21 protein-coding genes and 1 pseudogene are annotated in these 25,431 nt (G+C 71.3%); 18 read left to right on the forward strand and 4 right to left on the reverse strand.

Annotated elements, in window-relative coordinates; translation table 11 throughout:
- Window positions 1-57 precede the first annotated feature (57 nt).
- Window positions 58-726, forward strand: coding sequence for a hypothetical protein (locus OG504_RS52225; protein WP_405996635.1), 669 nt, complete (start codon window positions 58-60; stop codon window positions 724-726).
- Between the two features lie 227 nt (window positions 727-953).
- On the forward strand, window positions 954-1,427 hold the full coding sequence (locus tag OG504_RS52230; protein ID WP_405996215.1) for a helix-turn-helix domain-containing protein: 474 nt from the start codon (window positions 954-956) through the stop codon (window positions 1,425-1,427).
- Window positions 1,428-1,495: 68 nt separating this feature from the next.
- Here OG504_RS52230 and OG504_RS52235 read toward each other — a convergent pair whose 3' ends face one another.
- The 3 genes from OG504_RS52235 to OG504_RS52245 form a co-directional block, all read right to left on the reverse strand.
- Window positions 1,496-2,002, reverse strand: coding sequence for a hypothetical protein (locus tag OG504_RS52235; protein WP_405996216.1), 507 nt, complete (start codon window positions 2,000-2,002; stop codon window positions 1,496-1,498).
- Between the two features lie 846 nt (window positions 2,003-2,848).
- Window positions 2,849-3,697 (reverse strand): inositol monophosphatase family protein, encoded by an 849-nt coding sequence (locus OG504_RS52240; protein ID WP_405996217.1) that lies wholly within the window; start codon window positions 3,695-3,697, stop codon window positions 2,849-2,851.
- A gap of 934 nt (window positions 3,698-4,631) precedes the next feature.
- Window positions 4,632-5,684 carry a ScbA/BarX family gamma-butyrolactone biosynthesis protein gene (locus OG504_RS52245; protein WP_405987843.1) on the reverse strand — a complete coding sequence of 351 codons (1,053 nt, stop codon included), beginning with the start codon at window positions 5,682-5,684 and terminating at the stop codon, window positions 4,632-4,634.
- Window positions 5,685-5,954: 270 nt separating this feature from the next.
- On the opposite strand from OG504_RS52245, the pseudogene OG504_RS52250 reads away from it, so the two are divergent.
- From OG504_RS52250 to OG504_RS52275, 6 genes and pseudogenes are all read left to right on the forward strand, one after another.
- Window positions 5,955-6,149: pseudogene (locus tag OG504_RS52250) on the forward strand (HAD family phosphatase); the annotation flags it as partial.
- Window positions 6,150-6,623: 474 nt separating this feature from the next.
- Complete coding sequence (locus OG504_RS52255; RefSeq protein WP_405996637.1) at window positions 6,624-7,151, forward strand: HAD family phosphatase; 528 nt, start codon at window positions 6,624-6,626, stop codon at window positions 7,149-7,151.
- Window positions 7,148-8,086 carry an SDR family NAD(P)-dependent oxidoreductase gene (locus OG504_RS52260; protein ID WP_405987842.1) on the forward strand — a complete coding sequence of 313 codons (939 nt, stop codon included), beginning with the start codon at window positions 7,148-7,150 and terminating at the stop codon, window positions 8,084-8,086. The genes OG504_RS52255 and OG504_RS52260 overlap by 4 nt, the downstream gene beginning before the upstream one ends.
- A 698-nt stretch (window positions 8,087-8,784) precedes the next feature.
- Window positions 8,785-9,441, forward strand: coding sequence for a ScbR family autoregulator-binding transcription factor (locus OG504_RS52265; protein WP_405987841.1), 657 nt, complete (start codon window positions 8,785-8,787; stop codon window positions 9,439-9,441).
- A 366-nt stretch (window positions 9,442-9,807) separates the two neighbouring features.
- Complete coding sequence (locus OG504_RS52270) at window positions 9,808-10,533, forward strand: ScbR family autoregulator-binding transcription factor (RefSeq protein ID WP_405987840.1); 726 nt, start codon at window positions 9,808-9,810, stop codon at window positions 10,531-10,533.
- Between the two features lie 455 nt (window positions 10,534-10,988).
- A complete protein-coding gene (locus OG504_RS52275) occupies window positions 10,989-11,594 on the forward strand; it encodes a DUF6009 family protein (protein WP_405996636.1) in 606 nt (201 codons plus the stop codon).
- A gap of 16 nt (window positions 11,595-11,610) precedes the next feature.
- Here the strand turns inward: OG504_RS52275 and OG504_RS52280 are convergent, their stop codons facing one another.
- Window positions 11,611-12,447, reverse strand: a complete 837-nt coding sequence (locus OG504_RS52280) for a prephenate dehydratase (protein WP_405987839.1) — start codon at window positions 12,445-12,447, stop codon at window positions 11,611-11,613.
- A gap of 1,835 nt (window positions 12,448-14,282) precedes the next feature.
- On the opposite strand from OG504_RS52280, the gene OG504_RS52285 reads away from it, so the two are divergent.
- The 10 genes from OG504_RS52285 to OG504_RS52330 all read left to right on the forward strand — a co-directional run bounded on the left by OG504_RS52285 (window position 14,283) and on the right by OG504_RS52330 (window position 25,287).
- Window positions 14,283-14,924, forward strand: coding sequence for a ScbR family autoregulator-binding transcription factor (locus OG504_RS52285; RefSeq protein WP_405987838.1), 642 nt, complete (start codon window positions 14,283-14,285; stop codon window positions 14,922-14,924).
- A 228-nt stretch (window positions 14,925-15,152) separates the two neighbouring features.
- Window positions 15,153-15,998: a BTAD domain-containing putative transcriptional regulator gene (locus OG504_RS52290; RefSeq protein ID WP_405987837.1), complete on the forward strand. Its 846-nt coding sequence runs from the start codon at window positions 15,153-15,155 to the stop codon at window positions 15,996-15,998.
- A 411-nt stretch (window positions 15,999-16,409) separates the two neighbouring features.
- Entirely contained in the window at window positions 16,410-18,458 is a 2,049-nt protein-coding gene (locus OG504_RS52295; protein ID WP_405987836.1) for a condensation domain-containing protein, read from the forward strand.
- 206 nt (window positions 18,459-18,664) lie between these two features.
- Complete coding sequence (locus OG504_RS52300) at window positions 18,665-19,486, forward strand: BTAD domain-containing putative transcriptional regulator (RefSeq protein WP_405996223.1); 822 nt, start codon at window positions 18,665-18,667, stop codon at window positions 19,484-19,486.
- An 89-nt stretch (window positions 19,487-19,575) separates the two neighbouring features.
- Complete coding sequence (locus tag OG504_RS52305; RefSeq protein WP_405987835.1) at window positions 19,576-19,788, forward strand: acyl-CoA carboxylase subunit epsilon; 213 nt, start codon at window positions 19,576-19,578, stop codon at window positions 19,786-19,788.
- A 66-nt stretch (window positions 19,789-19,854) separates the two neighbouring features.
- A complete protein-coding gene (locus OG504_RS52310) occupies window positions 19,855-21,447 on the forward strand; it encodes an acyl-CoA carboxylase subunit beta (protein WP_405987834.1) in 1,593 nt (530 codons plus the stop codon).
- A 224-nt stretch (window positions 21,448-21,671) separates the two neighbouring features.
- The gene (locus tag OG504_RS52315; RefSeq protein ID WP_405987833.1) at window positions 21,672-22,526 is read left to right on the forward strand and encodes a BTAD domain-containing putative transcriptional regulator; all 855 of its coding nucleotides are present in this window, start codon (window positions 21,672-21,674) and stop codon (window positions 22,524-22,526) included.
- A gap of 14 nt (window positions 22,527-22,540) precedes the next feature.
- A complete protein-coding gene (locus tag OG504_RS52320; RefSeq protein WP_405987832.1) occupies window positions 22,541-23,236 on the forward strand; it encodes a phosphopantetheine-binding protein in 696 nt (231 codons plus the stop codon).
- 112 nt (window positions 23,237-23,348) lie between these two features.
- Window positions 23,349-24,113 carry a thioesterase II family protein gene (locus OG504_RS52325; protein WP_405987831.1) on the forward strand — a complete coding sequence of 255 codons (765 nt, stop codon included), beginning with the start codon at window positions 23,349-23,351 and terminating at the stop codon, window positions 24,111-24,113.
- A 187-nt stretch (window positions 24,114-24,300) separates the two neighbouring features.
- Window positions 24,301-25,287 carry an aromatase/cyclase gene (locus OG504_RS52330; protein WP_405987830.1) on the forward strand — a complete coding sequence of 329 codons (987 nt, stop codon included), beginning with the start codon at window positions 24,301-24,303 and terminating at the stop codon, window positions 25,285-25,287.
- Window positions 25,288-25,431 lie beyond the last annotated feature (144 nt).

The raw sequence follows: 25,431 nt of genomic DNA on the forward strand, positions 1-25,431 counted from the left end.
GTACCGCGAGGGCGCGTCCGCCCCGCCCCTGTCCGAAAGGCGCCTTTCTTGTCCTCGATGCTTTACCGACTGCGCGAGTCCTTCCCTGACGCGCCGAATGCGCTGGCGCGGGCGCGGGAGATCTCGCGCGAACTGGCCGACTGGACATCCTGCCCCACGCCCCGGATGGAGCCGGTCACCACAGCCGAGCAATACGCCTACGCCCTCTCCGCCTTCGACACCGCCCGCATCTACGGGAACCAGGCAGAACCCGGCGTCGGACCCTGCTTGGACGAACTGCGGCGCCGCACCGTCGTCACGTTCGACAACGAAGAGCCGAACTCCTCGTTCGCCGGCTACGCGATACTCCGCCCCGATCTGATCGACCTCTGGCCGCTGCCCGAGAAACTGACTCTCACTCTGGATTCGACCTCGCCCTTCGGCGATCCCTACAGCGAGCCCGACCCCGACTGCACCGAGGAGGAACTGAATGACATGGTTTCCGTCCTCGGACCGCTGTCTCTGAACGTGGACTGGGACTGCGGCTGGCGCGGCCTGTCCGAGTCCAAGGACTGCGGTGTACAACTCTGTCTGAACAGTGTCTGGACGCGGCAGATCGCCGTGCCGTCGCCCGGCGAGTTCGGCGTCTGGATCTCCCTCGGCAACCGCATCGCCTGGACGGCCGAAGCCGAGAACTGGCGCCGCGACTGCGGACTTTCGCTGGGCGAACCCCAGCAAGGCTGGTGACTTGGACGCCCGGATTCGCCAGCGATCAAGCGTTGGGTCCGCAGCTGCAGAAGAACCGTTGGAGCGGTATCAAGTCCGTCACTGGGTTCCCTCTGAGGGTCTAGAGATCTTTAACGGTGTGGGTTACGTCGGGTCGTGATGGTTGGTGGGGGCCGCGCTATGCCGGAGGGACGAGGTATCCCGATGGGGATGGGCTGACGGCCGAGGAGCATGATCGGCGTGAGCAAGTGCGGCTCGCGGCAGCTGACTTGATCGATGCGGGGGCCAGTGACCGGGAGGTAGCCCGGCGGTTCCGGGTGACTCGGATGTCGGTGAACCGCTGGCGCCGGGCCCTGGTCTCGGGCGGCCGTCAGGCGCTGGTCCGCCAACTGCCTCAGCGGCAGGTGAGACGATCTTGCGGTGGCTGGTGTGATCACGGCGTCGGAGCCGTCCTGGATAGCCCTGATCACCTGGGCCGCGATCACGTTGATGACCAGGCACATCCCTCGCCGGCGCTCTCGCAGGAGCGGACACCCGTGCATGGCGGTCTGGCGCGATGCACGTTCGGCCGTGGACAACGAACAAGACCGAACCCTGTCCATAACTTCTACTCCGCGATCAACCCCACCGGGCAGGGCCCGCCACGCCCCGGCGAGCATAGGCTCGATCGGAGGGTCAGTGCGACACAGTCACATGCACGCGGCCTCCTCACCGCGCTCTGAGCGGCATCGAGCGGACACACCTCATCGCTGTAGTGGCGGCGGAAATCGGCGTGCGGGACACCGACGTGTCACTCGGCAGCAGTGACGGTGGCTAGAGGACGGCGTCGATGGCGACCTTTACGGGGTGGACTCCGGGGCATGACGACCGTCTGGCGTTCCACACACCCCTGCCGGGCCACGCCCGCGCGAACTTGCGTCCCGGCAGGGCAGAATGCACCGGACAAGGGACGGGTTCGCGCGCAGGGTGGTCCGGGAATCTGCGAACCTGCGCGCTTCTTAATGGTACGTGCGGATAGCCCCGCCTCACCGTCCTCAAGCCGGACCACCTTCAGCCCACGGCGTGGCTTCTTCTGCGCGGTGATGAACGCGAAGACGTCTGCGGTGACGACGTCGGCCGGTTCCTTGGGCACCACCGAGAAGAAGACCTTCAGGTCGTAGGCGGTGGCCAGCAGGGTGTTCGGCCGACAGCGGGCCGCCACGAACTCCAGGTAGTCGTCGACCAGGGCGTGGCCGAGCGATGCCGCGGGGTTCCCCGCGGCATCGACACGTCGTGCCAACTGCGGCTGCCAGGCCATCCGAGCTCCTCGACGGGAGCGACCATCCTGACCGGCAACACCGGACCGCGGAAGAGTTGTCACCCACATAACCGCCCAGAACGTTGAGGGCTTCAACGTGCCCTTCCATAAAGGATTCCTGGGCCTGCGAGGCATAGACGCGATGGACGGCCTTGCCCGAGTAGGACAGCCTCAGCGTGAACAGGTGGCATCTGACGGCCTGGCCCGCCAGCCGGACCCAGACATCGGCGAAGTCGACCTCGGCCTCCTCGCCGGGCAGATGGACCTGCGGGACCATGCCCGACAGGTGACGGCGCCCTTCCAGCGCCTCTGCTTCGATCTGCGGGCGCCGGATCACCACGTAGTCGCAGACAGTGGAGTACGACGCCTGGTCGAACCCGTATTCCTGTGCAAGACGTTGATGAATCCTGCGGGCTGTGTGCCTCTGCTTGCGCGGCGCGGTCGCATCCTCCAGCAGCATCGCGTCGATCCACGGCTTGGCCGGCTCCAGGACCGTGGCCCGAGGCGCTGGCTTCTTCCTCGGCGCCGGGACCGCTGACGTCAGCGTCTGCCGCACCGTCCGTTTGTGAACTCCGCACTTCGCTGCCAGTGCCCGCTGCGACAACTCCGGATCGAGACGCCTGTCCCTCCGGATCGCAGCAAACAGCTCCGCCCGCGACAAACCCATCCCGGCCTCCCGACACGACCGTGATCAAGCACCACGGCCTTCGGCATGACCGTGATCGGCGCACAAACCCTGCCGTCGCCGGATGGACGGACCAGTGCATTCACTCCAAAGAGGGCACGTCGCGGACCTGCGTGTCGGCACTCACGCAAACGTCCCCAGGCGGCTTCGCGCCTGCCGTGCTACTCGCCTTCGCCGAGAGCCCGGAAGTCGCGGCTGCGAGCCAGACCCTTCACCAGCTGCAAGAACCCCTCATGCAACCGACCGTTGGTGACCAGCACCGACATGTCGCCATCCAGTACGGACGCTCCGCTCAGGTCGGTCACCCGGCCGCCCGCCTCTGTGACGATGACCGGCATCGGAGCGACGTCCTCATAGCCCATCGGCGGACCGGCGATGACGCCGGCATCGGCTCGGCCCGTCACCAGGGCCACGATCATGCCCGTTGAGGGCACCAGCAGGACCCGGCGGTGAAGAGCACACAGCAACTCCTCCGGCCATCCGCCCGGATTGTGCATCAGCGTCCTCGCCCCTCCCAGGCTGGTCCGCTCCGTGACCCGGGCACGGCGCCCAGACCGCAGGTCGGGCTCCGGACCAGGCAACACCCAGCAGCCCAGCCCACGACCCGCCACAATCATCTGCTGGCTCATGGGCATGTTGATCACGCCGACAGCCGGCCCGTACTCGTCCTCGTAGGCGAGATCGTTCGAGAACAGAGGCACCCGGTGGGTGAAGTACTTCGTGCCGTTGATCGGGTCGATGATCCAACGCCGTCCCGATAACCCGCTGGTCACACCCCCTTCCTCGCCAAAGATCCCGTCATCCGGCACCCGCCGGCTCAGCTCATCCCTGATGAGCTCCTCGACAGCCACATCGATCTCGGTGACCTCGGTGCCGTCCTCCTTCAGACAGCTGTGCCAGTCATCGCTGAAGAAGCCCTGTGCTGACATCTGCCCGGCACGACCGGCGAGGCGAACGGCGAAGTCCAGAAGCTCTCGGTCAACGGCAGGAGCATCGATCACATAATCCATCCATCGAGCCTTTCACGGCCCTCTGGCAGCCGGGTGGGGCCAGATCAACTTCTTACGTCGCGGAGCCATTTCTCGTCCGTACAGCGGAGCCCATTCACGTGCTTACAAACACTCGTCTGTGCTGGTTGTGGTCCGGTAGTCGGGGTGGGCGTGTTCGACGACGCTGACGGAACCGTCTGGAGCTGCATTGTCACTGCGTGGGACTGGTTTGCCGGCGAAGTGCTGTCCGGAGGTGAGGCGGCGGTCGCCTCCGTGTGTCAGGGCCGTCGGGGCAACGGCACCTTCTGGCACGCTGCCGGCCTTTTCTCGGTGGCTGTCTCTCTCGACCCGACACGACCCGACCCGACCCGACCGGGCCGGGACGGTGGTGTTGGTCGTTCTGCTTTGCGTGGGTCTGCTGAGTGGTGGAAGCCCGGCTCTCTGTGCATCTGGGGCCTCTCGTTGAACTGAACCGGACTCCCGGCCCGCTGGGAGGTGGTGCTCGGCGCGTGGTGTGGGGCTGTACGGCAGGGCCCTTCGGCCGTGCGGCCGTCGAGCAGCAGCGACGGGGAGAGCCGTGGCCCGGGGGCGCTTTCGGAGCGGCGCCGCGGATGTCGGTTCCAGCGGGCTCGGCTGGAGGGGCGGTGTCAGTGTGCTGGCCAAGGCCTGTGCGGTCGAGGGTGGCTGTGCGTGGGTGGGGGTGGGGTGCTGATGCCCGTGCGGTGTTCCCGGTGCAGCAGCTGGTCGGCCGTGCGGCGGGGCGTTCTTCTTGGTGTGCGCGCTGCTGTGGGCTGCGGCTTTCGCGCGGGTGAGGTGGGGGGAGTTCGTGGCGGTGTGCTCGCCGGTCGTTTGGTGCCGGGTGCTGCCGTCGGCTTGGCCGCAGTGCCGGCAGGGGGTGTGGTGTGTTGTGGGGTGGGGGCTTGTTGCCTGGGGTCGCTGCTGGTGGTGGGTGGGGTCATTGTGGGGTGGTGTTTGTGGTGGGTGGGGTGGGTCCGGTGAGGGTGGAGGTGAAGACGGTGTGGTTGTTCTGGTGGCCGGTGATGTGGATGGTGGTGGTGTGGTTGTTGGGGGTGATGTGGGTGATGTCGATGTGGCAGGGGTGGTCGAATTCGGTGTAGCGGGTGAAGGTGGTGGTGGCGCTGGTGGGGGTGTAGGCGGGGTTGTTGGTGGCGTGGTGGGCGGCTTGGCGGGCTGCTTCGAGGAGGACCATGCCGGGGATGTGGTCGCCGGTGTGGTCGAAGAGGGTGGGGTGGTTGAGGTTGGGGGTGAGGAGCCAGCGGTGGGGGTGGGGGGTGGGGGTGAGGACGGTGTGGGGTGTGGTGGGTGTGCCTGCGGCCCAGGCGTGGAGGGGGATTGCGGGTGTGGGGGGTGTGGGGGTGGCCGGGCCTGTGGTGGTGATGCCGGTTGTTGCCCGTGTCCTGGTGTCTGTCGTGTCTGCGTCTGTCGTGTCTGTGTCTGTGTCTGTGGTTGTTGTGGGGGTGGGGGTGTTGCCGCGCAGGCGTGTGTAGACGCTGGGGCTGATGGTGGAGAAGGTGGCGGTGCCGTGGGCGATGGGGGTGTTGTCGCGGTGGAGGGTGAGGTCGATGGTGGCGCGGTTGATGGTGTGGCGTCGTTGGACGAGTTCGGTGTAGTGGGCGGTGATGGTGAAGTCGGTGGGGCGGGGGCCGATGCGCAGGCCGTGGGGGTCGGTGGTGTAGCTGAGGGCCCACATGACGAAGTGGTGTCCGAGGGGGACGTCGAGTTCGGTGTGGGCGAGGAAGATGCCGGCCTGGCGAAACGTCTCTGCGACCTGGAGGGGGTCGTGGCGGGTTCCGTCGGGGCTGGTGAAGTAGGTGTGGGCGCGGGGCCACTGGCCGGTGAGGGTGAAGCCGAGGCCGCCGCGGGCGGTGCAGTCGGTGAGGAAGACCTCGGCGAGGCTGGCGCGGTGGACGTACTCCTTGGGGACCGTGGTGGTCAGGCGGGGCAGGTCCCGCGTTTCTCTTCCGCTTTCGGTGGTGGTCAGGTTCATCGTTGCCCCCGTCTTGAAGCCGCGTCTGACGACTCCATAAGATACGGACCTACCGGTTTGGTTGGCTGACGCTCAGGGCAAAGGCTTCACCAAGTTTGCGGCGGAAATGTGAATAAGTGACTCCGTTTTGCGGTGTCGCGGCAAAAAGTTCCACTCGTTCCGCAGGTTCAGGCCAAGTAAAACCCGCTTGACGGTTTTCTTTGTGTCCGTTGTGGTGTGAGGGAGCCGGTGATCCGGGTACCGACTGCAGTCCGTGACAGGGAGAGCGTGATGCCTGCTTCTTTGGAGTCGCTCCGGCTGGCCGCCGTCAATATCGACGGTGTCCTCCTCAACGACACGTTCAGTCCGGTGATCCACCGGTTCGTCACGTCGCGGGGTGTGGCGTACACGCGTGAGCTGGAGCGGGCGGTGTTGTCCCAGCCGCGTCATGTCGCGGCGCGGGTTCTCGCGGAGGCCACCGGCGCCGCGCGTGCCGTCCGTACGGCCGGGGCCGGCGCCGTTTCACGGGCGGCCGGGGACGGCTTCCCGGCTGCTGTGGCCGGGGGGGATTCCGGGGGTGCGGGGGCTGCCGGGACGGCCGGTGCTGTCCGGGGCGGCGGGGCTTCGCGGGGGGCCGGGGGCGGCTGGGCGGGCGGTGCTGCCGGGGCTGCCGGTGTCCCTGCGGGTTACGGGCCGGGGCGCGGGAATGCCTGGGGCGGCGGTGCTGCCGGTGCCGCGGGGGCTGTAGGAGCTGACGGGTTCGCCGGGCCGGCCGGCGTGTCGGGAGTCGCCGGTCCTGGGGGGGCTGCGGGGGGCCGGGCGGGCGCGGGACCTGCGGGTCCGGGGGTGGCGGGGGTGGCGGGGGCTGTTGGGGCTGGGGTGGGTGGCGGGTTTGGTGGGGTGGATGTGGTGCTGGGGGCTGGTGCGGGGCCGGTGGTGGAGGGGGAGGCGGAGGGGGGTGTGGAGGAGACGATCCGGGCGTATTTCGCGTTGCGGGGGGAGTATCTGCGGGAGCATCCGGTGTGTCTGAACGAGGGGGCGGTGGACCTGGTGGGGCGGTTGCGGGGGCTGGGGTTGGAGGTGGTGTGCTACGGAGGGCTGGAGGAGAGTCATTTCGAGCGGTATCTGGGGGAGTGGCGGTCGTGGTTCAGCGGGCCGGGTTATGTGTGCACGGATGCGGTGCGGCCGGGGATCCGGGAGATCGCGGGGGGCTGTTTCGGGCTGGGGCTCGAGCAGGTGCTGTTCATCGATGACGCGGCGAGGTTCGCGGAGCATGCGCGGGAGTTGCGGGTGCCGTTCGTGGGGCATCCCAGTGCGTTCCGGTACGGGTTCCAGCGGGAGGCGATGCGGGAGAACGGGGTGCGGCACCTGGTGGGGTGTCTGGGGGAGATAGACGAGGCGCTGGTGCGGACGGTGGACGGTGAGGTCGCGCGGGACACGGTGTGGGGGGCCGGCGGGCGGCCGCCGGTGGGCGCGGGTGCCCGGTGAACGCCGGCACGGGCGCGGGCGGGGACGCGGGCATGGGCGGGAGCGGGAGCGGGAGCGCGGGCATGGGCGGGGGTGCGGGTATGGGCGGGGGTGCGGGCATGCGGGCAGGCACGGGTGCGGGCGGGGGTGCGGGTGTGTCGGGGAAGGGGGGTGCTGCCGGGGGTGTGTTCGGGGGTGGTGTGGGGCTGTTGGCGGGGAAGGCGGTGCTGATCACGGGTGCGAGCAGTGGGATCGGTGCGGGTGCGGCGCGGGTGTTCGCCGAGCAGGGTGCGGTGGTGGTGCTGGCGGCGCGGCGCGAGGAGCGGCTGCGTGCTCTGGTGGAGGAGTTGCGCGGTGGTGGGTTCGAGGCGTGTTACCGGGTGGCGGATGTGCGGCGGGGGGAGGAGGTGCGGGGGCTGGTGGAGTACGCGGTGGAGCGCTACGGCCGGCTGGACGCGGCGTTCAACAATGCGGGTGCGGGGCTGGAGCGGTCGCCTCTGCATCTGCTGGAGGACGACGCCTACGACGTGGTGATGGACACCAATGTGCGCGGGGTGTGGAACTGCATGCGCAGTGAGATCGCGGCGATGCTCGGGTGCGGGGGCGGCGCGATCGTGAACACCAGCAGTGTCGGCGGTCTGGTCGCCTCCTCGGCGGGTGCCCCCTACATCGCCTCCAAGCATGCGGTGATCGGGCTGACCAAGGCGGCCGCGGTCGAGTACGCGGGCGAGGGCATCCGGGTCAACGCTCTCGCGCCGGGGCTGACCCGTTCGGAGATGGTCCGGGAGCGGCTCCGGGACCCGCACACCGGCGGGCGCGCGCTGCGCAGTGCGCCGCAGCAGCGGGCCGCGGACCCGCGGGAGGTGGCGCAGGCGGCGGCGTGGCTGTGCAGCGACCTGGCCGGTTTCGTCACAGGGACCACCCTGTCCGTGGACGGGGGGCGGACCGCCTGGTGAGACGGCCGATCCCCGGCAGCAGACCCCGGCAGCGGCTCCCGGCAGCGGCTCCCGGCATCCGCCCCCCGGGCAGGCGTCCCGGCTGCGGCGGACGGCGGCATCCGCCGCTCCCGCTCCCGGTCACCGTGGGCCGGCAGCCCCGGCAGCCCCGGCAGCTGTGGCGGCTGTGGCGGCTGTGGCGGCTGTGGCGGCTGTGGCGGCTGTGGCAGCTGTGGCCTGCCGGTGCCCGGTGGCGGGCGGAGACCTCGGGCAGGAACGCGGCGCCGGTGTGCGGACGGGCCGGCGGGGGCGCCGTACCGCCGGTGCCGGTGCCGGTGCCGGTGCCGGTGCCGGTGCCGGTTCCGGTGGACGGTGCCGGGGACGGGACGCGGAGTCGGACGGGACGCGGGGGCGGGCGGGGGCGGGCGGGGAGGGTGTGGGGCCGGCGGCCTGGCCGGTGGGGGTTGTGCGGCCGGTATGGCGTCCGGTGCGCCTGCGGGCCGGTGGACGGGCGCGGAGGATCGCTGTGCGGGCGGGCCGGTGGGTGTGCGGGTGGCGGGCGGTGCGGATGCGCACCGGCTCCTGCCCGGGCGGGTGCGGGGCGGGTGCGGGGCGGGGGTGCGGGGGCCGGGATTGGTGTGTCCTGGCCCGGGTGGGAGCCTGAAGGTGGGGTAAGGTACCTCACGTTCGGTTTTGTTTTTCGCCTTCTGGAGGGTCCCATGGCGCGGCAGGAACGTGCGGTACGGACCCGGCGCGCTGTTGTCGAGGCGGCTGCGGCGGTGTTCGCCGAGCGGGGGTACGCGGCGGCGACGATCGCCGAGATCCTGGAGCGGGCCGATGTGACCAAGGGGGCGCTCTACTTCCACTTCGGTTCCAAGGAGGCGCTGGCGCGCGGTGTCATCGACGCGCAGATCACCGGCGACTACTGGGTGGCGCGTGAGCTGAAGCTCCAGGAGTGGGTGGACATCTGCATGACGCTGGCCCACCGGATCCCCAAGGACGTGGTCCTGATGGCGGGCATCAGGCTCTCCGCGGACCTGCAGGGGCGGGAGCTGTTCGGCAGTGCCTGGCCCGCGTGGACCGAGCTGGTGGCGGGCAAGCTCGCCGAGGGCAAGAAACTGGGGGAGGTGCTGGCGCACATCGACCCGCACGAGACGGCGGAGTTCTTCCTCGGCGCCTGGCTGGGCATCCAGTTCCTGTCGGAGGCCTACACCAACTGGAGCGACCTGCCCGAGCGGGCCTCCCTGCTCTACCGCTACATCCTCCCGGCGATCGCCACCCCGGCCGCCCTGGTCAACCTGGACATCGCGCCGGACCGGGGTCTCCGCGTCATCGAGGAAGTCGAGCGGCTGACGGCCCGGCCGGCGGCCGGCTGAGCCGGCGCGGCCGGCGGCCGCCTTTGTGTCCGCGAACCAAACCTTATGGAAGGTTTCCCACGACGGTCATGCCGTCGTGGTCATCGCGGTTTCTGGCGTGTTTTCTCCCTTTCTCCTGGGCCTCTGCGGTTTCGCCGTGCTCCGGCAGCATCCTCCGGCCCGATAACGGACCGGGCAACCCGTTCCGTGCGGATCGCCGGAGGTGCCGGAAAAGGCGTACGGGCCGGACTGTCTTCCTGCGAGCAGCGGATTTGCTGCCTGTATAGTTGAAGCCCTCAAACAGAGCGCCGCCCTGCGCTCTTGTAAACCAACCAGACGTGCGGTTTGCTTGGGTGGTACAGCCGGATGGGTAGCAAGGAGGGTGCAATGGTCAAGCAGGCGCGAGCGGCCCGTACACGTGAGGCCCTCATCGTCGCCGCGGCCGAGGTCTTCGCCGACAACGGCTATGCGCTGGCCAGTCTGCCCGCGGTCAGCAGGCGGGCCGGGGTGAGCACCGGTGCCCTGCATTTCCACTTCGCCAGCAAGGAGGCGCTGGCGCGGGAGGTGGAGGGGGCGGCGGCCGATTCGGTGGGGAAGATGGCGGCGGGCTGCCGCAGTACCGCGGACACCCTGCTGCAGTCCCTGGTGAACGCGACCTGCCGGCTGCTGGCCGCGGTGGGCAGCGATCCCGTCGTGCGGGCCGGTTTCAAGCTGAGCCAGGACCCCTCCCGCCGGGCGGGGGCGCGCGCGGGAGGGCTGGTGGAGTGGTGGTGCGCATGGGTGCAGGACCTCGTCGCCCAGGCCGCGGAGGAGGGTGAACTGGCCCGCGGCGTCTCCTGCGAGGACGCGGCCGCGGCGATCGTCGCGGCGACGGTCGGTTTCGAGACGCTGGGCGGCTGGGACCTGGAGTGGGTGTCGCTGGAGCGGACCGCCCGTTTCTGGACCTTCCTGCTGCCGCTGCTGGCCGCCTCGCCCCAGCTGGTGGTCGTCCACCCGGCCGCCGCCGCAGCCGCAGGAGACACGGCCGGCGGCCCGGCGGGCGGCCCGGCGGGCGGCCCGGACACGGCGGCCCGGCCGGGCGGGCCGGGCAGCGGGGGCGCTTGCGCCGGGTGACGGCGGCCGGGCGGCGGCCGTCCGTTCCGTGTGCTGCCCGGAGCGGCGGCCGGACCGCGGGGCCAGGTCCCGCCCCGCCGGGGACGGGAGTGCGCCTGAGTGCGGCCGCAGCGCCCTGCGCGGGCCCGGGGCCGGGGAAGCCGCGGGCAGGCCCCGGCCGCCCGGCACCGGGCCCGCGCCGCGTCACGTGCCGTCCGGGCCGAGGGCGGCACACCGGCCGGCGGTGGGCCCGTTCCGTCCGCCGGCAGGCATGAGCTCGATGCCGCGGGACAGCCGGCTCACCGCCGGAGCCGGAGCCGGAGCCGGAGCCGGAGCCGGAGCCGGAGTGGTGGCGCGGGAGGTGGAGCGGGCCTCGACCGTGTCCGCCGGGTCCTCGGCGAGGCCGGCCGGCGCCGCGGCGGGCCCTGCTGCTCCCGCGGTGGCCGCCTCGCCGGCTGCACCGGCCTGTCCGTCCCCTGTCCCCTGACGTCGAACGCGGCCCCGACAGCGGCCTGTTCGCCCGCCGGGCCTTCTTCCTCCTGCCCCACGGCCGTGACAGCGGCCCCGCCGGCGCGTGCCGGGCGGGCGCGCCCGGAGGAGCCGTCGACCCCAGCACCACCGAACCCGGCAGGACCGGGGCCAGGGCCCCCGTTCCCCGCGCGGCGGCGCGGCGGAGACAGCACCTGCCGGGTGACGGCAGCGCATCAGGTCGCTCTGCTGTCCGTGGCCGCCCTGTGAACGCGCTGGCCCAGAACCGCTGCCCCCGCAGGACACGGACTTGCTGTGCGCGCTGCTGCGCGGGGTGTCCGGACTCCTCGTGGCCCCGCGGGACCGTTCCCGGTCACCGGGGGCTCGTCGTCGGCGCGGCCGCCGGGGCGTGCGGGGGCAGGGGTGAGGCGGTGCAGGCGGGCCGGCGGCAACTGCTTTTCGGCCCTTGCTGCTTCGCTTCGGGCACCGCACCCGCCGAACTCCCGGGTGCGCTCCGGCACGCCGTCTTCTCCCGCGGCCTTCCGTGCCGCCGTTTCTTCTTACGGGAGATCAGCACGGGGCGGAAGCGGCGGCTGGCGGAGCGGCTCACCTGACGGGAGGTGGGGCCGGTCAGTTCTTCTGCCGGCGGGGATGCGCGTGGTAGACACCCAGGATGCGTACTTCGGTGGAGAAGAAGCGCAGTTCGTGCAGGGCGAGGGCGACGCTTTCCTCGTTGGGGTGCCCCTCGATCTCGACGTAGAAACGGCAGGGATTGAACCCGGCCCCCATCTGGTAGCTCTCGATCTTGGTGAGGTTCACGCCGCTGCTGGCGAAGCCGCCGAGCGCCTTGTACAGGGCGCTGGGGATGTTGCGGACGCTGAAGAACAGACTCGTCATCGTCGGCTCCTTGCTGTGCGGGACCAGGACGGCGTCCCGGGACAGGACGACGAACCGGGTGGTGTTGTCCGGGTCGTCCTCGACCCCGGCGCGCAGCACCTGAAGACCGTAGAGCCCGGCCGCGGCGGGCGGGGCGAGCGCCGCGTGTCGCGGGTCGCCCAGTTCGGCCACCTCGCGTGCGGCGCCGGCCGTGTCGTCGCAGACGAGGGTGCGCCAGCCGCCCTCCCGCAGCACCTTGCGGAACTGCCCCAGCGCATGCACATGACTGCGGACGCACTGCACCTGGTCGAGAGTGGCGCCGGGCACGCCCATCAGGTCGAAGGAGATGGGGAGGAAGTACTCGGCGACGATGAACAGCCCCGACTCGGGCAGCAGGTGGTGTACGTCGGCCACGCGTCCGGCCGCGGAGTTGTCCACCGGGATCACGGCGATGTCGGCGTCGCCGAGGGTGACGGCGTCCAGGGCCTGTTCGAAGCTGGTGCAGGGCAGTTCGCCGACCTCGGGGTAGAGGGCGAGCGCGGCGGTCGCCGAGTTGGATCCGGGCTCACCCTGGTACGCGGCGGTCGTCACCAGTAGTTCCGCCTTTCTGGAGGAGGGGCTGTGTGGGCAGCAGGAACTCCGTCGCCCCGCAGGGCCTGGCCGTCTCAGCTCCGTCGCTCGTACGCGGTGGCTCCAACAGCCGCATCAGGCCGCACCGGGAACTGCCCGTTCGCCAGGGCGACGTGTGCGGCAGTGTGCGCACGCCGCACGCCCGGCTGCACCACTCGACGGCACAGCATCGGGCTCCAGCGTTGCTGCAGGTTTGCTCAAGGCCGGTTCGCGACGGGCAGCGGCCGAGGGGAAGCTGTTCACGGGATTCCTGGTCGCTCCGGGCCGCCGCGGCGGCTCCGGCGTCGGGATCGCCCGCGGGCCGCCAGACCGCGTGGCCGCCGGCACCGGACACTCACGCACGGGGACCGTCCGGAGGCGGCCGGCTGCTGCCCGGGACCGGCATCTGCGACGCCGTCGGCCTGACGGGACCGGCCGGCGGCTTCCGCACACCGGTGTGTCGGCCGCCCTGCGCGGCGTCGCCGGGCCCGACGGCGGCACGACCCTGCGCGTCCGTACGCCGGGCACCGGTCCGGCTCCGGCAGGAACGGCAAGCCGGTGCTGCCCGACGTGCCGGTGAAGATCCCCGGGGGACTGCACCGCTCCGCCCGGTTTCCTGGGGGCCCGCCCTTACGAGGAGCATCCGGCCGGCCTGGCCGGACTGCACGGCCGCAGGGCGATCGTGTGCACCGGGGCTGAGCCGGGGGGCCGTTTTCGGCGAAGCCCGCAGTCCTCGGCCGGCTGGTCCTGGGTGCTCGTGCCCGTTGCTGTCCGGGCGGCGAGAAGGACCCCAGCGCCCCGAGCGCGTACGGATCGCGACGGCGGCGTACGCGCAGACCGGGGAGCGCACCGGGCGTTTCCTCGGCGAGTGCTGCCGGCTCGAGGCCGCTCCCGGGACAGAACGGGCCCACCCCTGCGCGGTGTGCCGGACCTGGTTGACGGGGGCGCCCCGGCCGCCGAGCCGCGCGGCTCGGCGGCCGGGGCCGCGAAGCGGCCGGACTGGTGTCTGCCGGGGAGATGATCCTGTCCGGCCGGCGCAGGGGCTGCCCGGGCGCCGCGGTGCCCGCTGTCCTCAACAAACGGTTCTGCGGCCCCGGACGGGCCGCGCAGGCCGCCCCGAAGGCAGCCGCCCCGCTGTCCGGACGGAGGAAGCGGAGGAAGCGGAGGAAGCAGGGGAAGCAGGGGAAGCAGGGGAAGCAGGGGAAGCAGGGGAAGCAGGGGAAGCAGGGGAAGCAGGGGAAGCAGGGGAAGCAGGGGAAGCAGGGGAAGCAGGGGAAGCAGGGGAAGCAGGGGAAGCAGGGGAGCCCTGTGTCTGACGGGGCAGGGCTGAGAGCCCCGACGCGCAGCAGGCCCAGGGTCTCCGGTTCCGTGAACCGTTGCAGGTTCCGGCGGAATCCGAGCCCGCTTCCAGGTTCGCCACCGATCATGGCGGCGGACGGGGGCAGCGGACCCGCGCGAACCCCGCTGGGCCGGTGCGACCAGGAGCCGGGCGGGGTCCGCCGTCCTGACCGCACGCGGGCCATGCCGGCGCCCGAGCTCCCGGCGGGGCGCGTCCGCGTCGGAAATGCGCCGAAGTCGTGCTGGTGCTTGCTCAATGTGACCGCCGAGTCTTTACAGACCGCCCGGACGGTTTACGATGACCGTGGAGTGATCGACTGCTCCGGGGCTCCGGCGGGGAAGGTGGCGGCGGGCCCCGCGGCAGGGGAGATGTCCCAGCTGGGCCGACCTCGTTCGGGATGATCAAGCGGCACGCCCTCGTGCGGGGGCCGGTCCGTGATCCAAAGATACCGCTTATGCGGTTTATTATGGAGAGTGTGATGGCCAGGCAGGTGCGGGCGGTACGTACACGCGAGGCCTTGCTCCGGGCGGCGGCCGAGGTGTTCGCCGCCGACGGCTACACCCTCGCCTCGCTTCCCGCGATCAGCGGGCTCGCCGGCGTGAGTACGGGAGCCCTGCACTTCCACTTCGCGAGCAAGGACTCCTTGGCCAGGGAGGTGGAGGCTGTGGCCACGAGGTCCGTGGAACGGCTCGTCGAGCGGCGCCGGGCCTCGGCGGACACGCCGCTGCAGCTCCTGGTGGGCGCGACGCTCGACCTGGCGGCCGCCATCGGTGCCGACATCGTGCTGCGGGCGGGCTTCCGGCTGGGGGGCGACCCCTCGCGCAAGAAGGGGGAGGGGCCCGGTCACTGGTGGAGCGACTGGGTGCACGCGCTGCTGCGCGAGGCCCGCGAGGCGGGCGAACTGGCCGACGGTGTCTCGCCGGAGGGGGCGGCCGCGGCCGTCGTCGCCACGACGGTCGGGTTCGGGATGCTCGGCTCGTCCGGACGGCTGAGGCTCTCTCCGGAGCTCGTGGAGCAGTTCTGGGTCCTCGTGCTGCCCGGGCTCGCCGCTTCCCCGTCCGGCTCCCCGGTCCGGCCGGCCGGACCGGACCCGGATCGAAAGACAGACCGTGCGGTCTGATGATTTCAGTTCAAGGAACAGGAAAGAAATGACAAGGGGATCATTCTGTTACCCACTTTGATGCCGAGTGCCCTAAATGTACAGTTCACTTGAGTTGTTCTGGAGGGGGGCACGAGAACAAACGCGGTGTCCGGTATGGCATTGACATACCGCACACGCTGTTTTTTACTCGGGATGCTACGTAACCGCTTCACGGTGACATCAGCGGCAGACCGACAGGGGGAAAGCGTGGACACCGACATACTCGGCACACTCGGGGTGAGGGAAAAAGGAATCTCGATCGCACCGAGCGCTCCCAAACCGCGGCAGGTGCTCGCGCTCCTGGTCCTGCACACGGACCAGGTGGTGCCCGTGACCATGATGACCGAGGAACTGTGGGGCGCCGAGCCTCCGCGCAGCGCGCGTCCCACGCTGCAGACCTACATCCTGCAGCTGCGCGAGCTGATCACCGTCGCGCTGGAGCACGGCGGCGCGACGAACGAGGGCCGCTGCGCCAAGGACGTGCTGCTGACCGTCCCCGGCGGCTACCTGCTCAAGGGCGGTGAAGGCACCAGCGACGTCCGCGAGTTCGAGCGGCTCGCGGGCATGGGCTACCGGGCGATGGACGCCGAGGACTTCCGCGAGGCCGCCCGCTGCCTGTGCGAGGCGCTCGCGCTGTGGACCGGACCCGCCCTCGCCGACGTCCAGGCGGGCCCGCATCTGCGGACACAGATCAAGCGGCTCGAGGAGACCCGGCTGTGCGTGCTGGACCAGCGCATCGAGGCCGACCTGCGGCTGGGCAGGCACCGCGAACTGCTGGCCGAACTGACCGTGCTCGTCAGCAAGTACCCCATGCACGAGAGCCTGTGCGGTCAGTACATGGTGGCTCTGTACCGGTCGGGGCGCCGGGGAGAGGCTCTGGAGGCCTATCAGCGGCTTCGCTCCACGCTGGTGCGCAGCCTGGGCCTGGAACCCTCGGCCGCACTGGCCAAGCTGCAGCGCTCCATCCTGGCGGCACGGCCGGGCGGTTCGGCCGTCAACGGCACCGCCGTGCCCGCTCCCTCCGGCGGCCGCCGGCTGGCCCCGGTCGGCTGAACACGGCCCGGCGAGGGCCCGCGGATGTCCCCCGCCTTCGCCGACAGCGGCCGTGCACGGCCGCGTGCATGTCCCCGTACGGTCGAGACCGCGTCGTGGAACGCTTCACGGCCGCTCGAGGAAACAGGCTCCCGACCTGCGACGACGTTAGGATCCGGTCCGAAGCCGGCGGGAGGGGCGGCCGGCGGCCGCCGCCCGCCCCACCCGCCCGACAGCCGGCCGGCACAGGCCCACCGGAGCGGTGCAGCGCCCGGTGTCCTGATGCGTCCGGGCAGGATCCGGTGGCTCAGTCCGGTCCCGGTGGGCCGGGCCGGCCTTCCGAGCCGTGTGCAGAAACGATCCGATAGGGGGAAGGGGGCCGGTCGCCGTGTCGAGACGGGGGACCAGGGACCACAGCGCCCGAGACAGCCGATGAGCATCCATCACTCGTCGCGGGGCGTCACCCTCGCGGTCGTCAACGAACCGGGCGGGACGCAGCAGCCCGGCACCTCACTGGTACTCGAACTTTCCGGGCCCGCGGGATCGCTGGACGCCGAGACGGTCGGCGCCCGGCTCGCCCGACGCCACCGTGACTTCTCCGTCGTGCTGGACAGCCACGACAGCGGCCACCACACCCTGCGGCTGACGCCGTCCGCCGTGCGGCGCGGCCCCCTGGCGCTGCCCGCGGAACTCCTCGCCGATCTGCTGGCGCCCTGTCAGGGCGACACCGAAACGATGCCCGTGACCGGGCATCAGCGAGAGCTCCTCCTCTCCGCCCTCGCCGGCGAGGAGGGCGACGACCGTCACATCGGGCAGCTCTTCTGGACCTGGTCCGGCGCGCTGGACGTGGCGCAGTTCATCAGCGCCTGGCAATCCGTGTTCGACCGGGAGGCCGTGCTGCGAGCCGCCTTCGACTGGGTCACGACACCCCGGCTCGTGGTGCACGCACGGGCCGACGTCGACGTCGTACGGCATGCCGGCGGCACCCTCGCCTGGGAGGAACTCCTCGAACGCGACCGGCGGCGGGGCTTCGAGCCGTACCGGCCCGGGCAGCTGCGTCTGACACTGCTCGACATGGAGGCGGGCGGCGACGGGCAGGGCGGGGTGCCCACCCGAGTGCTGCTGACCTACCACCGGGCGCTGCTCGACGAGCGCGGGGTGCGCATCCTGCTGCGGGAGTTCTACCGGGCCTACACGCTGGGCGGTGTACTGCCCGGCAGCGAGCGGCGCCCCGACATCCGGGACCATGCCGCGTGGCTGGCCGCACAGGACACCACCGCCGCACGCGCGTTCTGGACACAGGCGCTGCCGCCCGGCCGCGCCGCGATCAGCCCCGGGCGGCCGCGTGCGCTCCTGGGGTGGAACACCGGCCGCGGCCGGTGCCAGACCCGCCTGCGGATGTCTCAGACGGCCCGGCTCAGGGCCTGGTCGGCGGCCCTGGGAGCGGGCGAGAGCAGCGCCCTGCACGTGGTGTGGGCGCTGCTGCTGTACCGGGCTTCGGGCGGCGGGGGACCTCTTGCGGTGTGCCTGGGGGTGCATGTGTCCGGTTGTGACATCACCCTGCCGGGGGCCGCCGGCATCCCCGGGCTGCTGGGCGGCCCGCTGCCGCTGAACGTGACCGTGGACCCGGCCGGGTCCCTCGCGGACCTGGTGCGGGAGGCGCGGGACAGGCTGCTCGACATCACGGCGTATCCCTGGGTCTCGGCCGACCGGATACGGGCCTGGACCGGACAGGAGGAGGACGCGGAACTGTTCGACATCGCCGTCCGCTTCGACGGCCTTCCCGAACTGCCCGCGCGGCTGCGCAGGGAGCCGCGGGTCCAGCAGGTCCGTCCTGACCCGCCCCGCGGTCCGGACGGCGACACGGTCCTGCCCGTCACCGTCCTCGCCCGCCCCGACCCGGAGGGCGGCCTGGTCCTGACCACCGTCTACGACCGCGCGAGCATGGCGGACGCGGACGCCTCCACGCTCCACGGCCAGTGTGTGCATCTGCTGCGCACCCTGCCCGATCTGCGGGACCCGCAGGTCACTGTGGGGCAGGTGCTGGAGCTGCTGGGGACCTCCGACGTGCCGGGCGTGGCACCCCGCAGGGCGTGGCGGGGACTCGCACTCACGACACTGCGGTCCGGAGAGCCGGGCGCGGACATCGTCTGCCTCGTCACGGTCCCGGGGGTCACGCCGGGCAGCTACGACCTCTTCGTGCGTGCGCACGAGGGCCCCGAGTGCATCGTGGTCCTGCGCCTCGACGGCGGGCGCGGGGCGCTGCCGGCCGAGCTGGGCCAGGCGCTGGGTTCGGGAGGCCGGCGGCTGATCCTGTGCGGATGCGGGCCCGCTTCACGGGCGGCCTACGCGATCGCGGCGGACACCGCGGCGGGGGCCGACGTCCCGGTGACCGTGGTCATGACCGGTTTCGGGAGCGCCGCCGACAGCGCCTCCGCACTGGCTCTGGGGCTCAGGTCTGCGGTCGCGAAGGACTGCTGAGAAGACGTCGGGAGCACCGGGAGCGAGCTCTGCGGTCATTCGGATAATCCGATTCATTTCCTCTGCGGAGCGGTGCTTGGAAGTCCGCTAGAGGGCTGCTGGAGGAAACGATGGGAAAGCACGGGCGCGGCTAGCGTGCACAGCGGCGTGGATTTCTCGCCATCGGAAGGCATGGCAACGAACTCGACGATTGCAGGGTGGATGCAGTGAGGATTCGAGTGTTGGGTCCGTTGAGCGCGGAGGTCAACGGGGGTTCCATTGTTCCGTCGGCGGCGAAGCCGCGACAGATTCTTTCATTGTTGGCTTTGCATCCGGGTCGTGTGCTGCCGGTGCCGACGCTGATGGAGGAGATCTGGGGTTCGCGGCCGCCGCTGAGTGCGTTGACGACATTGCAGACGTACATTTTGCAGCTGCGCCGGCGGCTGGGGACGGCGATGGGCCCGGACGCACCCGGGAGTGCGAAGGAGGTGCTGGTGACGCGGCATGGGGGCTATCTGCTGCAGGTGCCTTCGGAGTGCGTGGACGTGCACGTGTACGAGGGGCTGGTGCGGGAGGGGCAGACGGCGTTCGAGGCGGGCGACGACGAGGCGGCGGCGGAGCGCTTTCGCACTGCGCTGGACCTGTGGCAGGGCCCGGCGCTGGTGGACGTACGGGGCGGCCCCGTGCTGGAGATCGAGGTGGTGCGGCTGGAGGAGTCGCGGCTGGTGACGGTGGAGCGGAGGATCGATGCGGATCTGAGGCTGGGACGGCACGCGGAGTTGCTGGCCGAGCTGGCGGAGCTGACGGCACGGTACCCGCAGCATGAGGGACTGCACTCACAGGCGATGGTGGCGTTGTACCGGTCGGGACGGCAGGCGTCGGCGCTGGAGGTCTACCGGGGGCTGCGGGGACGGCTGATCGAGGAGCTGGGGGTGGAACCGTCGCCGCAGACACAGCGGCTGCATCAGGCGATGCTGGCGGTCGACCCGCAGCTGGATGTGCTCGCCGGCCCGCGGCACACCTCCACCTACGACATCTTCGCCGCCTGAGGCCACCCGGGCCGGAGCCGGTCTCCAGCGGGAGCCGAGCCCCTTTTGAGGGCTGCGGCAGACCCTGGCCCGAAAGCCGAGGAGGCGCTGTGGACGGCTTGAACGGTGCGGGCGATGTCCTGCGTGTCGAGCGCGGGAAGGCCGCTGAGGAGGAACTGGCCGCGGTGACGGTCGCGTTGTTCTGTCTGCTCGCGCGGCGGACCGAGGACGGGGACCGGGGCCGCCGGACCGTCGGCTCGGTGTCCTCGTGGCGCCGGTGGGAGCGCATGGCGGCCTACCGGTCGCCGCACAGCTGGCAGTGAGACGCCTGCGGTTCCGCGTCGATTTCCCGGGCGCCTTCGCTCGGCAGCCGAACGAAGGGATCTGACATGACGGTGGTGGGTGACCGCGCCCCGGGCGACGCGGCGGCGACCGGTACACGCGGACGGGTGGCCGAGCTGCACGAGATCCGTGCCCGGGCGCTGGCCGGACCGGGCGGGAAGGCGACCGAGGCGCAGCACGCCAAGGGCAAGCTGACCTCGCGCGAGCGGATCGAACTGCTGCTGGACGAGGGCTCCTTCCGTGAGGTCGAGCAGCTGCGCCGGCACCGTGCCACGGGCTTCGGCCTGGAGGCGAAGAAGCCGTACACCGACGGTGTCGTCACCGGCTGGGGCACGGTCGAGGGCCGCACGGTCTTCGTCTACGCGCACGACTTCCGCATCTTCGGCGGCGCGCTGGGCGAGGCCCACGCCACGAAGATCCACAAGATCATGGACATGGCCATCGCGGCCGGTGCCCCGCTGGTCTCCCTCAACGACGGCGCCGGCGCCCGTATCCAGGAGGGCGTCTCCGCGCTGGCCGGCTACGGCGGCATCTTCCAGCGCAACACCAAGGCGTCCGGGGTCATCCCGCAGATCAGCGTCATGCTCGGCCCGTGCGCCGGCGGCGCGGCCTACAGCCCCGCCCTCACCGACTTCGTGTTCATGGTCCGCGAGACCTCGCAGATGTTCATCACCGGCCCCGACGTCGTCAAGGCCGTCACCGGCGAGGAGATCAGCCAGAACGGCCTCGGCGGCGCCGACGTGCACGCCGAGACCTCCGGCGTCTGCCACTTCGCCTACGACGACGAGGAGACCTGCCTCGCCGAGGTCCGCTACCTGCTCTCGCTGCTGCCGCAGAACAACCGGGAGAACCCGCCGCGCGCGGAGTCGAGCGACGAGGCCGAGCGCCGCTCGGAGATCCTGCTGGACCTGGTCCCGGCGGACGGCAGCCGTCCCTACGACATGGCCGAGGTGATCGAGGAGATCGTCGACGACGGCGACTGCCTCGAAGTCCACGAGCGCTGGGCCCGCAACATCATCTGCGCGCTGGCCCGCCTCGACGGCCAGGTCGTCGGCATCGTCGCCAACCAGCCGCAGGTCCTGGCCGGGGTCCTGGACATCGAGGCCAGCGAGAAGGCCGCACGCTTCGTGCAGATGTGCGACGCCTTCAACATCCCGATCGTCACTCTTCTGGACGTCCCCGGGTTCCTCCCGGGTGTCGGCCAGGAGCACGGCGGCATCATCCGCCACGGCGCGAAACTGCTGTACGCCTACTGCGACGCGACGGTGCCGCGGATCTCGCTGATCCTGCGCAAGGCGTACGGAGGTGCCTACATCGTCATGGACAGCCAGTCCATCGGCGCCGACCTCACCTACGCCTGGCCCACCAACGAGATCGCCGTGATGGGCGCCGAGGGCGCCGCCAACGTCATCTTCCGCCGCCAGATCGCCGGCGCCGAGGACCCCGAGGCCATGCGCGCACGCATGGTCAAGGAGTACAGGTCCGAACTCATGCACCCCTACTACGCGGCCGAGCGGGGCCTGGTCGACGACGTCATCGACCCCGCCGGGACCCGCGAAGTACTCATCAGGTCGCTCGCGATGCTGCACACCAAGCACGCCGACCTGCCCTCGCGCAAACACGGCAACCCCCCGCAATGAACTAAAAATACCCAAAATGCATATCCGGCAATAAAAGACTGTCGACCGTGGTCGGCGGTCTGTTTCCGTATCGCCGAATACTGGTGGCATATCCGCAGATTCCGCCGCTCCGTCCCTGCCTGATCCGGCCCGGCGGTCCATCCGCTTGACTAGGAAACCGCTTATGCGGTTTTCTGTTGGTGGACCACTCGTGCTGTTTTTCATCGCATGGACAGGGAGACGGTGTGGACATCGACGTACTAGGTGGCCTGATGGTGCGGGTGAACGGGGTCTCGGTCACGCCCACCGCGCCGAAGCCTCGGCAGGTCCTGGCGCTGCTCGCGCTGCACGCCGACCGTGTAGTGCCCGTTCCCGTCCTGTTCGAGGAGGTCTGGGCGGGCCGCCCGCCGCGCAGTGCCCGGACGACACTGCAGACCTATGTGCTCCAGCTGCGCGAACTCATCGCGGCCGCCCTCGGGACCGATGAGCAGCACGACGGCGGACGGCTCGGCGCCAAGGACATCCTGATGACCACTCCCGGCGGCTACCTCCTGTCCCCCGGCGGCGGAACCAGTGACGTCCGGGAGTTCGAGCGGCTCGCGGGCACGGGCTACCGGGCGATGGACGCGGGGGATTTCGCGGGCGCCGCACGGCAGCTGCGTGAGGCCCTGGACCTGTGGTCGGAGAGTGCCTTCGCCGACGTACAGGCGGGGCCGCAGCTGCGGATGGAGGCCAAGCGGCTCGAGGAAAGCCGGCTGTGCGCCCTCGACCAGCGCATCGAGGCCGACCTGCGGCTCGGACGGCACCGCGAACTGCTTGCCGAACTCACCGTGCTGGTCAACCAGTACCGCACCCACGAGAGCCTGCACGCCCAGTTCATGCTCGCGCTGCAGCGCTCGGGACGGCGGGGCGAGGCGCTGGACGTCTACCAGCGGCTGCGGGGCACCCTCGTGCACGAGGCCGGCCTGGAGCCCTCCGCGGGACTGCGCCGGCTGCAGCGTTCGATGCTGGCCGCCGCCGCGGAGCCCCTCGCCCCGCCGACCGCGTCCGCGACGGGTACCGGTCCGGAACGGGAACGCGCGGCGGGCATCGGGTGGTGACAGGAGGCGGCCTCATGACCAGCGCCCCGCACACCGTGTCCGGCACGCCATCCCGGACCCGGGGATCCGGCTGGTTCACCGAGTTCACGGCCGTGCTGGCCGATGTCCTCGGGCTGCGGCCGGAGCAGATCGACCCCGGGCAGACCTTCCGGTCCCTGGGCCTCGACTCGATGCTCGCCATGGAGTTCGTGGCCGTGGTGAACGCCAGGTACGGCACCCGCATCGCGACCCCGGCGATCCTGGACCACCCGACGCCCTTCGCATTCGCCCACCACGTGGCGTGCGAAGCGGGTGTGCCGGGCCCGGCACCCGCGCCGGCGGCCGGCCCGCCCCTGGCCGCCGGCGCGGACCCGACCCCGGTCGTCGACGTGCTGCGGGAGCAGCTTGCCGGCATCCTGTGCTGCGACCCGTGGGACATCGGCGCCGCGACCACGTTCGACGCGCTGGGTCTCGACTCCCTGCTGGGCGCCGAGTTCGTGGCGGGCATCAACCGGCTCTACGGCCTCCAGGAGCGGGCCGCCGTGCTGTACGACCACCCCACCATCGGCGCGATGGCCGCCCGCATAGGCGCCCGGTCCGCCTCGGTGCCGGACTCCGCGACCGCGCAGGCCACCCGCCCGGCACCGGATCGCGAGGCGTCGCTCCGGGCGGTGCGTGACCACCGCCTCGGCGTCGACGAGGAGGGCCCCTCGCTGGCCGGCTCCGTCTGAACCGGTGCGGCCGGGGAGCCGGGCCGCACCGGCGGCAGGGCTCGAGCGGCTCTCCAGACGGCTCGGCGAAGCTCTGAGGCCGCACATCAAGGATCGCGAAGGAGGCCATGCCGTGCCCGAGAGCCCTCCCATGACGCTCTACTGCTTCGCCCACGCCGGTGCCGGCGTGTCGAGCTTCCACCGCTGGGGCGACCTTGCGGGACCCGGCCTCCGGGTCGTTCCGTTGATGCTGCCCGGGCGGGACAAGCGCCGTCGCGAGCCGAGGCTGACCGGACGGGACGAACTGCTCACCGAACTCCTCGGCCACATCACCGAACGCGATCCCGGCGACGGCCCGTTCGCCTTGTACGGGCACAGCCTGGGCGGCCTCGTCGCCCACACCCTCGCACGGGCGCTGGCCGACACGGCGTCGCCCCCGCCCGCGTTCGTCGCGGTGGGCGCCTCCCCGCCGCCCGACGCGCCGCCGCTTCTGCTGCACGCCGCCGACGCCGCCGACACCGAACTGGTCGAGGCGCTCTCCGCGGCGGGATTGCTGCCACCCGGGGGCGTCGGGGCGCCCGGCGGCGTGTGGTACCGCGCCGTACTGCCGGTCCTGCGGGACGATCTGCGGCTGGCGGACGCCCTGCGCCGGGCCGCCGTGGCCCCGGCCACCGGGGGAGCGCTGACCGTGCCGCTGCTCGCCGTCGCCGCAAGCGCGGACCGGTTGGCCCCGACCGGCGTGCTGGCCGGATGGCGGCGCTGGACCACCGGCCGCTTCGTCCAGCGCACCGTGCCCGGTGACCACTTCTTCGCCGGCGGCCGGGAACTGCCCCGTCTGATCGCGAGGGCCTGCCGGGTGGCCCGGCGCGCCGAGGCACAGGCCGCGGTTCGGACGTGAGCCGCACAGGGGCCCCGAGGACACGCGGTCCTTCCCGTGGCCCACAAAAAATGGGGGGGGGCTCCGGCGGGACTCCGGCGGGTCTTGAGGCGGGCGGCGCACTCTCGAGGCACGGTCGTCCGTGACGTGTGGACCTCGTAGCCGCGCCGGCAGGCGGGGGCGCCGTCCATGAGAGAAGGTGTTGGCGATGCCGAACAGGCGTGTTCACCACGTGCTGAACGCGATCGATGTGGCCGCACCGGCGGGTGTCGTGTACGGACTGATCGCGGACTCCGTCCGGTGGCCGCTGTTCTTCCCGCCGAGCATCCACGTGGAACGCCTCGATTTCGACGGGGTCAGGGAACGCCTGCGGATGTGGGTGACCGCCAACGGGCAGGTGAAATCGTGGACCTCGGACCGGGTCCTCGACGCGGCCCGGCGCACCGTCTCCTTCCGGCAGACACTGCCCGCGACGCCCGCGGCCTCGCTGGGCGGCGTCTGGACCGTGGAGGCGGCCGGCGCGGGCTCCTGCCGGCTGACCCTGCGGCACGAGTTCACGGCGGTCGACGACCGGGCCCAGGACGTGGCCTGGCTGGAACGGGCCATCAACGCCAACACCCGCTCCGAGCTCGAGCAGCTACGGTCGTTCGCGGAGCGCTGGACCGACCTCGACGCACTGACGCTGTCCTTCGAGGACTCCGTACGGGTCAAGGGCCCGGCCGAACTCGTCTACGACTTCCTGTACCGGGCCGCCGACTGGCCCGCCGTGGTTCCCCACGTCCACCGCGTCGATCTGGCCGAACCGCAGGCCGGCGTCCAGCAGATGACGATGGTGACCTCGACCGCCGCCGGCGTCGTGCACGGCATCGAGACGGTGCGGGTGTGCTTCCCGCACGCAGGGCGCATCGTCTACAAACAGGTCGTCTGCCCGAAGCTGGTGGCCGCGCACACCGGCGAGTGGTCGGTGGTGCCCGACGAGACGGGCGTCACCGTCGTCTCGCAGCACAGCGTCGTGCTGCGGGACGACGCCGAGCAGCGGGTGCTCGGCGCGGGCACCGATCTCGAACGGGCCCGCCGGACCGTCCGCGCCGAGCTGGGACGCAGCAGCGTCCAGCTCCTCGAACTGGCCCGAGAACACGCGAAGTCGGCGATTCATGTCCTGCGAAGCCGCCGGCCGGTCCTCGGCCAACTGTGAAATCTGCACGTCCGCGGGAGGCCGTCCGGCCAAGAAGGAACGTGCGGAGCATGAACGGTTTTGCGGGGCAACGACCGTACGTCCGCAGGAAGACCGGCTGATCCGGGCGATTCACCACGAGGCTGCCGTGCCGTCGGAGACCGA

The sequence above is a fragment of the Streptomyces sp. NBC_00986 genome (assembly GCF_045162565.1).
Lineage (GTDB): Bacteria > Actinomycetota > Actinomycetes > Streptomycetales > Streptomycetaceae > Streptomyces.